At 68.6% G+C, this 1,734-nt stretch carries 3 protein-coding genes; all 3 read left to right on the top strand.

The window, feature by feature from the left end:
- Window positions 1–1,157, top strand: a 1,157-nt coding sequence (locus PLJ28_RS15875; protein WP_324590443.1) for a type IV secretory system conjugative DNA transfer family protein, incomplete at its 5' end; no start/stop codon positions are given.
- Window positions 1,158–1,161: 4 nt separating this feature from the next.
- Complete coding sequence (locus tag PLJ28_RS15870) at window positions 1,162–1,563, top strand: hypothetical protein (RefSeq protein WP_298044980.1); 402 nt, start codon at window positions 1,162–1,164, stop codon at window positions 1,561–1,563.
- Window positions 1,550–1,734: hypothetical protein (locus PLJ28_RS15865; protein WP_324590442.1), on the top strand; the 185-nt coding region annotated here is incomplete at its 3' end. The genes PLJ28_RS15870 and PLJ28_RS15865, both read left to right, overlap by 14 nt.

Below are 1,734 nucleotides of genomic sequence, written 5' to 3'. Positions count from 1 at the left end.
TGAAGTGGTCCCCGATCACCGGGTGCGAGGTCCCCCGGGTCGCCAACCAGCGCGCCACCTCCCTGATCAGTTCTTCCGGGTTGGGGGCGTCCTCCACGAATGCGGAGTGGCAGGCCCCGGCGGTGACCATCATGGAATGCCTGCTGCACGCCGCCGCCCTCGGGAACCGGACCGTGGATGACCTGATGCGCTGGGGCAACAACCCCGCCGAGGCCAAGGAAGCGGTCAAGATCCTGGCCGAGCACCGGGATGCGGCCTCGAACTGGAACCTGGTGCTGCAGGGCATCATCGACGGTGAGCCCAAGCTGCTGCAGAACAAGTGGTTCGGCGTCGAGGGCGCGGTCAAGGGCCTGTCCGTGCCCGAGGTCCGCGAGGTCCTCAAACCCACCCGGGTCGAGGAGACCCTGGACATCGACAAGTTCCTGCGCGAGAACGGGACGCTGTACATCGTGGGCACCAAGACCGGCGGGTCCTCCGCCGGCCCGTTCTTGATCGCGATGATGGACGCCATCACCGAACGTGCCCGCGAGATCGCCGCCAAGTCCCCCAAGAACCGGCTCGATGCGCCGCTGACGCTGGTCCTGGACGAGATCGCGAACATCGCCGGGGCCTGGCCCGGGCTGACCCAGATCATGGCCGACGGCGGTGGTGTGGGCATCAGTGCCTTCGCCGTGTTCCAGTCCCTGGCTCAGGCCCGCAACGAATGGGGCGAACAGCCCGCCACCGCCCTGTTCGACGCGGCCACCGTGAAGATCCAGCTCGGCGGGGCCTCCAACGTCCAAGACCTGGAGCTGTTCTCCCGGCTGGCCGGTCAACGCCAGATCACCCGCACCTCCACCTCCCGCGGCAAGGACTCGAACTCGACCTCCGAGCAGCTGCACGACACCGAGGTGCTGACGGTCTCGGAGCTGCGGCGTCTGCCCTTTGGCTGGGGGCTGCTGCTGAACCGCAACGGCCGGCCCATCCTGATGCGCATGACCAAGTGGCCCGACCGCAAGGACGCCCAGCAGATCGAAGCCGCCACCAAGGCCTACAACGCCGAACTGGCCGCCGAGCTCACCGGCGGGGCCGAGACCCTGTCCTCCACCCCCACGGCCGCCGATACCGCCGACACCGGCACGGTCGCGGACTGGGCGGCCTCGGTGCCGGTGCGGTGAGACCATGGCACGGCTCTCCCTCACCCGCACCGGCTCGGAAAGCTACCGGGACTACCTGCGCTCACCGGCGTGGGGGTTCCGCCGGGTGCGCTGGTTCCGCGACGCCCGCGCCCGGGGCGCTGAACCGGCCTGCCCGGTCTGCCAACTGACCCTTGACGAGGCAGGCAGTCTGGACTTGCACCATCTGCGCTACGACGGGGTGCACCGTGACCCGGTGACCGGGGCCTGGAAGGCACGGGAGAAAGATGAGGACCTGATGCCGATGTGCCGGGCCCACCACGAACAACTGCACGCCTCTCTGGATGCGCGCAAGGAGTACCTTGGCTGGGACCGGCGACGGGCCACCGTGCTCATCGTCGTCAGGATGATCCGCCGTCACAGAAAGAAGACCCATGACCACCAGTGACCCCGTCCCCGGCTCCACCGAGCCGCTGAACTGCGAACTGTGCCAGCGGGTCTCCGTGCTCCAGTTCCACACCACCAGCACCGACGTGCTCGACCGCGCCGAATGCCGCCGCGCCGAATGCCGCCGCGCCAACGGGGACGGGATGTGGCTGTGCTCGATTTGCGAAGAAGG

The sequence above is a fragment of the Citricoccus sp. genome (assembly GCF_035445025.1).
In the GTDB taxonomy this organism is placed as follows: domain Bacteria; phylum Actinomycetota; class Actinomycetes; order Actinomycetales; family Micrococcaceae; genus Citricoccus.
The sequence above is the reverse complement of the archived record's forward strand: the minus strand, read 5'-3'. Positions and strand labels throughout refer to the sequence as shown.